Origin of the sequence: Pseudoalteromonas sp. TB51 (assembly GCF_000498055.1) — a bacterium.
Classification (GTDB): domain Bacteria; phylum Pseudomonadota; class Gammaproteobacteria; order Enterobacterales; family Alteromonadaceae; genus Pseudoalteromonas; species Pseudoalteromonas atlantica.
On record NZ_AUTO01000035.1, the window covers coordinates 1 to 6574 of the forward strand.

9 protein-coding genes are annotated in these 6574 nt (G+C 41.6%); 1 reads left to right on the forward strand and 8 read right to left on the reverse strand.

The annotated features are described in order from the left end of the window. From L650_RS0100880 to L650_RS0100890, 3 genes are all read right to left on the reverse strand, one after another. On the reverse strand, positions 1 to 687 hold a 687-nt coding region (locus tag L650_RS0100880; RefSeq protein ID WP_029771826.1), incomplete at its 3' end, for a hypothetical protein. Between the two features lie 132 nt (positions 688 to 819). Next, on the reverse strand, positions 820 to 1179 hold the full coding sequence (locus L650_RS0100885) for a hypothetical protein (RefSeq protein ID WP_128081032.1): 360 nt from the start codon (positions 1177 to 1179) through the stop codon (positions 820 to 822). Positions 1180 to 1293: 114 nt separating this feature from the next. Continuing rightward, positions 1294 to 1716 (reverse strand): hypothetical protein, encoded by a 423-nt coding sequence (locus L650_RS0100890; protein ID WP_128081033.1) that lies wholly within the window; start codon positions 1714 to 1716, stop codon positions 1294 to 1296. A gap of 276 nt (positions 1717 to 1992) precedes the next feature. On the opposite strand from L650_RS0100890, the gene L650_RS0100895 reads away from it, so the two are divergent. Further along, on the forward strand, positions 1993 to 2193 hold the full coding sequence (locus L650_RS0100895) for a phage integrase N-terminal SAM-like domain-containing protein (RefSeq protein ID WP_249364186.1): 201 nt from the start codon (positions 1993 to 1995) through the stop codon (positions 2191 to 2193). A 100-nt stretch (positions 2194 to 2293) separates the two neighbouring features. Here L650_RS0100895 and L650_RS0100900 read toward each other — a convergent pair whose 3' ends face one another. The 5 genes from L650_RS0100900 to L650_RS0100920 form a co-directional block, all read right to left on the reverse strand. Further along, positions 2294 to 3064: an SDR family oxidoreductase gene (locus tag L650_RS0100900; protein ID WP_029771830.1), complete on the reverse strand. Its 771-nt coding sequence runs from the start codon at positions 3062 to 3064 to the stop codon at positions 2294 to 2296. Between the two features lie 9 nt (positions 3065 to 3073). After that, positions 3074 to 3973: a 3-hydroxyisobutyrate dehydrogenase gene (mmsB, locus tag L650_RS0100905; protein WP_029771831.1), complete on the reverse strand. Its 900-nt coding sequence runs from the start codon at positions 3971 to 3973 to the stop codon at positions 3074 to 3076. 10 nt (positions 3974 to 3983) lie between these two features. Continuing rightward, positions 3984 to 5135 carry an enoyl-CoA hydratase/isomerase family protein gene (locus tag L650_RS0100910; RefSeq protein ID WP_029771832.1) on the reverse strand — a complete coding sequence of 384 codons (1152 nt, stop codon included), beginning with the start codon at positions 5133 to 5135 and terminating at the stop codon, positions 3984 to 3986. Further along, on the reverse strand, positions 5135 to 5920 hold the full coding sequence (locus tag L650_RS0100915) for an enoyl-CoA hydratase (RefSeq protein WP_029771833.1): 786 nt from the start codon (positions 5918 to 5920) through the stop codon (positions 5135 to 5137). The genes L650_RS0100910 and L650_RS0100915 overlap by 1 nt, the downstream gene beginning before the upstream one ends. Before the next feature lie 10 nt (positions 5921 to 5930). Next, positions 5931 to 6574 (reverse strand): acyl-CoA dehydrogenase family protein (locus L650_RS0100920; RefSeq protein ID WP_029771834.1); only part of this gene is annotated, 644 nt, incomplete at its 5' end.

The following is a 6574-nucleotide window of genomic DNA, read 5'->3' on the forward strand; positions in this document are numbered from 1 at the left end:
TGGCTTGTTAGCAATACATTGCACACGTTTCAAATAACCACTTTTAGTCAAAACCTGTGAGCCTGTTGGATAACTATTAATGAGTAAATCTCCGTTATCTAGCAACCAAGATGACTTAGGCATACCAACTAAACTATATAATTTCTCGATTTCAAAGTTTGAGTTTATTAAATGAATATCGCCGTAATTCCATGACATATGGGCTAAACCAGATGTAACCACTAAACCGAATGGCATTTCATAAATGTCTTCGACATTCATTTCTTTAATTAGGGTAACTTTATCGTTTTCATCAATTAAAATTAGTTCCCCACCAAACTCTCCATTATTACTGCCCGTTATTATCTTATCACCTAAGATAATGATGATTTCTGGTTGTATAATTTGATGCTCAATAGCAATATCATTTTCTGAGTTTGGAGAACGACGAGGAAAAGATTTTTTGTATTTTCCCGTTGTTCTATCAACTAATTTAAATACCCACTGCCTTTGTGATGAATCGGTCTTCCCTAATTCGTCAAAAAATTCTTTTACTCCAGTTTCCGATATCTCTCGCTCCGTGCTTCCCTTAAATTCAGTTTTATTCGGATATTTTGAAGCGTCATATGAACCACACCTCATATCTTCGAATACATTCGCAGAAGCAGAAAATGAACACAAAAGTAAAATGAATAGCAAAATTTGCAACGGACTCTCCTTGTATTGCTAACGCCCAACTTAGGGGCAATAACACGTAGGCTAAAATGGGAGCGAAGCGACTGAGCCTACGTGTTATTGTCCCAGTGAGCGCTAGCGAACGACTAAAGTTGTTTGTTAGGGTTACTTTGCCAATTGAAAAATGAATGTAAACGCAACGGCAAGAATAATCCATAGCATCAATTTAGCTAAAAACTGTGATTTCGTATTCTGATTCCGTTTTTCCACTCTTTCCTTAAGTTGTGGGAAAAGTTCTGGGATGGCAAGTTCACCGTTAATATACGCTTTCGTTTCAAAACTTTTAGCCGAAATTTCGACATCAATTTCTACTTTATTGCCATCAAGCTCAAAAGGAACTACATCGCGTGTTTTAAGAGTTCTTCTTTTAAGTGATAGCTTATTATCATGATAATATTTTTCACTACCTAAAGCTGTGAACTCAACTTTAAATGGCTTCCCATTCACATCAAATGTTGCTTCCATTTTCCACCGTAACCCTAACTTTTCAATAACGGGCGCAGGCATGTGGGGCATAATGGCGAAGCCGCCCCGCATGTATGCGTCCCAGCGAACGTAGTGAGTGTGTTGATTGGGTTGTTATGCACGTGCCAATTCAGGTTGATAAACCACTTTATCAAGCTTTAAGTTTTCTGATGCGCTCAACTTGTTCAATGCTTCACTAAATTCTACTGAGAATAATCGTCTGTTAACATAATGTATTTTTACTAAAACTTCAGCACCGCTTGTTTTAACTAACGTAAATGAAGAGAGTAGCACTTCTCCCGTTTGAATAGGAAGTAAAACACTGGGCTCGAGTAACTTACCAAACAGTGAACATTTATAGAAATTAAGAACTTTGTCTGAAACTTCTCGCTGAATTAAGTTGTATTCCGAAAGCTGTTTATCAAACGCGGTATGAACATTTTTAGGAACTGCTTGTAAACACGCCTTAATTGCGATGTGTTCGTGAACACTTAGTTGAGCTTTGCTATGAAATAATTTTAAGAGCAATGATTTCAAAATTTACACTCTAGTGCATAACAATTTTGTCTACGACATTTATCGTTTTATAAACCGACAAATGTCCATATATTACAGTGCATTTATCTTAACCATCAAATAAACACCTGTAAACAATTAGTTAACTGGAGAATATTTTTAATCAATGCACAAATACACCGAAATGGTGGAGATCAGTAATATTGGACAAAACAACAAGCACTGTCTATATACAGTTAATTTTTACTAGAGATTCATATCATGAAATCATCTTTTTTAACTATGATAGCCGAACAAATGTATCTAAAGCGTTATGCTAAAAGTACCATTAAAGCGTATTTATACTGGATAGCTTCGTTTATTCGATTTAACTCTATTAGGCACCCAACAACAATGGGAAATAATGAGGCCGAACTTATTTTGAATCACTTAGTCAACCAAAAAAAGTTGCTCCTAACACTCAAACCAAGCCTTAAATGCGTTGAGCTTATTATTTAAAGAGGTGATTCAAAAGCCACTCTTATTAGGTATTTCTTAAAACAAAAAAGCACAGCCCACAAGCGCCATGCTTTTTAAATCAATCTTAACCTAGTTCGGTTTACAAACGAATACCGCCGTCTATTTCAACCACGCGACCGGTGAAAAAGTCGTTTTCGATTATGTACTGTGCAGTATGGGCAATTTCGTCGCTTTCGCCTAAACGCCCTACGGGTGTTACTGCAAGCATGCGCTGTTTGGCTTCGGGTTTCATGGCGTCGGTCATGGCGGTGCTTATTACACCTGGTGCAATAGCACCTACGCGTATACCAAAACGACCAAGCTCTTTAGCCCATGTGGTTGTAAGTGCCACTACGCCAGCTTTTGATGCCGCGTAGTTTGTTTGGCCTATGTTACCTGCGCGCGCTACACTCGACATATTCACTATTATGCCGCCTTTGCCTGATTCAATCATGTGGCTTGCAGCTTCGCGCCCTGCTAAAAATACGCCAGTGAGATTTACATCAATCACTGATTGAAATTGCTCAAGTGACATTTTTTTTACCACTTTGCCGTCTTTTGCTTTTATAAACATGCCGTCGCGTAAAATGCCAGCGTTGTTTATAAGCACGCCAATGTGTCCAAAATCGCTGTTAATAGTATTAAATACGTTTTCTACTTCGCTCTCAACAGTTACGTTTGCGGCGTAGCCTTTAATAGTGCCAGATACACCTTCAAGCTGCGTTAGTTGCTCGCATGCGTTGTTTAATAACTCTTGCGCCATATCTATAAGTGCGATGTTAGCGCCCATAAGGGCAAATTTTTGCGCCATTGCAAAGCCTAAACCTTGTGCGCCACCGGTTATTACTACCGTGTTATTTTTAATTTCCACGCCTTACTCCTACTTAGAAAACAGTTTAAAAATGGCGCTAAAATCATCACTGCCAGCACCTTGGTGCTGTAGCATAGTGTATAAATTTTTAGCCATTGACCCCATTGGGGTTGAAGAATTACTTTGCTGCGCGGCTTCCATGGCAAGCCCTAAATCTTTAGCCATTAAATCGACCATAAAGCCCGGTTTGTAATCGTTACTTGCAGGGGCTGTATCCATTACGCCTGGGCATGGGTTGTAAAGTTCAAGGGTCCAGTTACGGCCAGAGCTTGCAGTCATAATGTCGCTGAGTACTTTTGCATCTAGCCCATTATTAATACCCATTTGCAGGGCTTCGCTCGTGCCTGCCATTAAAATACTGAGAAGCATGTTGTTGCATATTTTTGCAACTTGTCCTGCGCCAATATCACCTGCATGAAATATGTTTTTACCCATATCATTAAGCACAGGTTGTGCGGTATTAAACGCGGCTTTACTACCACCAACAATAAACGTAAGCGTGCCTGCGGTTGCTCCGACAACACCGCCCGATACCGGTGCATCTACAAAGCTAATACCCTGCTCGCCAAGTGCGCTGCCAACCACACGGGCCGACTCTGCATCTATTGTTGAGCAATCTATCACTAAGGTGTTGTTGCTAAGTACATTAATTAAGCCGCTATCGTCGTTATTGCCTAAATAAAGTGATTTAACATGTTTGCCCGCAGGTAACATACTAATAAGTATATCGGCATTGGTTGCACATGCATTTGCATTATCAGCTGCGTGTGCGCCTTTACTTGCAAGTTCATTTAAGACCGACTGGTTTAAATCAAATGCTGTAACATTATGGCCGGCTTTAATTAAGTTAGCCGCCATTGGGCCGCCCATATTACCTAAGCCGATAAAACCAATATTGAGTTTAGTCATCGTCTTTCCTTTATGTGTGTGTTGGGGTGTCTAAGCCATTGAGTGGGTGATTTTCGCCAAAACGGTTAGCAAAAAAGCTCTCTATTATGGCTTGTGGTACATCATTCAGTGTTTTGTATTGCCAATTAGGCGCGCCGTCTTTATCTATTAATAGTGCTCTTACGCCTTCTTGAAATTCACCTACTTCGCCAGCGCGTACCGACATACCCAGCTCCATTTTAAAACACGCTAGTAAGCTTTTGCCTTTACTGGCTTTTAGCTGCTCACTTACTAGCGCGCAACTTAGTGGGCAACCATGCTTAAGTGATTTTTGGGCGCGTTGCAGCCATTTATCGTCAGTAGCAAGGCCTAAAATATAATCAACTTGTTCTTGTAGCGTATTAAATTCAGCTAATTTTTGAATGGTTGCTAAGTTAGCTTTAATATTGCCTTTGGGCATACGCGCAGATTGGTTATCTAAATCGGTTAATAATTTAGTCAAACGCTCATGATTTAAGCTTGCGGTTTTGCCCCACTTAGCCGCTAAAATTTGCGCTAGCATGGAATCATATTTAGTGCTGTCGATAAAGTGATCGGCAAGCGATACAAAGCGTGCATCTTCACAATTAATAGAGGCCGATGTTAGCCCTAAAAATAGCCCGACGCTTTGTGGCATTTTATGTAAAAAGTAACTACCGCCTACATCTGGGTATAAGCCTATGGTTTGCTCTGGCATAGCAATGCGCGATGTTTCGGTTACTACGCGGTGGCTAGCACCGGCCATTAGGCCTAAACCGCCCCCCATTACTATGCCGTGCCCCCATACTAAAAGTGGTTTTTCGTAGCAATGAATAAGGTAGTCCAGCTGGTACTCTAGGGTAAAAAAGTCTTCCACTAAGCTTGTTGGTTTTCCTTGCGCCATTGCATGATGAAGACTCACTACATCGCCACCGGCGCAAAATGCTTTATCCCCTGCGCCTTTTAACAATACCATTGCAATTGCATCATCGCTTTGCCAAGCCCGCAATTGCGGCTCGAGTAATTTGATCATGTCAAAATTAAGGGCGTTTAATGCTTTAGGTACGTTGAGTGTAATAACCCCAATTAAGCTGCCGTTTGCTGCACTTGCCGTTTCAAATAGCACGGGGTCGTCGGCATTATTTAATAACGTTAAATTACTCATTAGCCATTTACCCAATTTGCGCGGCGTTTTTCTAAAAAGGCATTAACGCCCTCTTGTTGATCTTGTGTATCAAACAAGCCAACAAACAATTCACGCTCAAGTGGTAATACACTCGCCATAGGTTGATGGCGGCCTTTTTGAATTAATGTTTTACACGCAGAAACCGAGCTTGGGCTTTGCTCGCTTACTTGATTGGCAAGTTTTAACGCCGCTGCAAAGCTTTCGCCTTGTGGGACTACTTCCTCTACTAAGCCAATTTGCAGGGCTTTATCGGCTTTTAAGCGCTCGCCACATAAAATCATTCGTTTTGCCCAGCCTTCGCCGACAAGCCATGCTAAATTTTGCGTGCCACCCGCGCACGGTAACAAACCCACTTTTGCCTCTGGCAGTGCCATTTGTGCTTGCTCTTCTGCTATACGAATATCACACGCAAGCGCTACTTCTAACCCGCCGCCCATGGCATAACCGTTAATGGCCGCAACCGACACCCCTGTAAAATTAGTCAGTGCTTCAAAGGCTTCACCAAATACACGCGACATATCAGCGGCAACGCCTTTATCGCCACTAGCAAATACGTTTAAATCGGCCCCGGCGCTAAAAAACTTCTCGCCTTCGCCAGTAAGCACTAAGGCATAAATGTTTTTGTTGTTATTAAGCTCGTTAACTTTGTTTTTTAAATCAATTAAGGTGTCTTTTGTCCAGGTATTAGCTGGTGGGTTAGACATAGTTAAAATAGCAACATGGCCTTCGGTAGTCAGTTCAATACTCGGGTTAGATTGTGACATAACTTGCTCCTTATAAAACGTCGCTTGCAGACTCGGCTAAAATACGGCGCGCTATAATTACACGCATAATTTCGTTAGTGCCTTCTAAAATTTGATGAACGCGCACATCACGTACATGGCGCTCAAGCGGGTATTCTTTTATGTAACCGTAACCACCATGTACTTGCAGTGCCTCGTTACACACGTTAAAGCCAACATCGGTGGCAAAACGTTTAGCCATGGCGCAGTAGGTAGTTTTTTCACTATCGCCGGTATCAAGTTTAAATGCCGCCAGCCTTACCATTTGGCGCGCAGCTACAAGCTCAGTGTTCATATCTGCAATTTTAAACTGCAAAGCCTGAAACGCAGCCAAGGGTTTACCAAATTGAGTGCGCTCTTTTAAGTACTCTTTTGCCGTGTTTAGCGCAGCTTGTGCAGTACCAATTGAGCATGTGGCAATATTAATACGCCCGCCATCTAGGCCTTGCATGGCAAATTTAAAGCCTTCGCCCTCTTTACCTAATAAGTTATGCGCCGGAATACGCACATCTTCAAAACTAATTAAGCGTGTTGGTTGTGCGTTCCAACCCATTTTTTCTTCTGCTTTACCGTATTCAACGCCTTGTGCGTCGGCAGGGACTACAAATGCCGAAATACCCGCAGCACCTTCGCCAC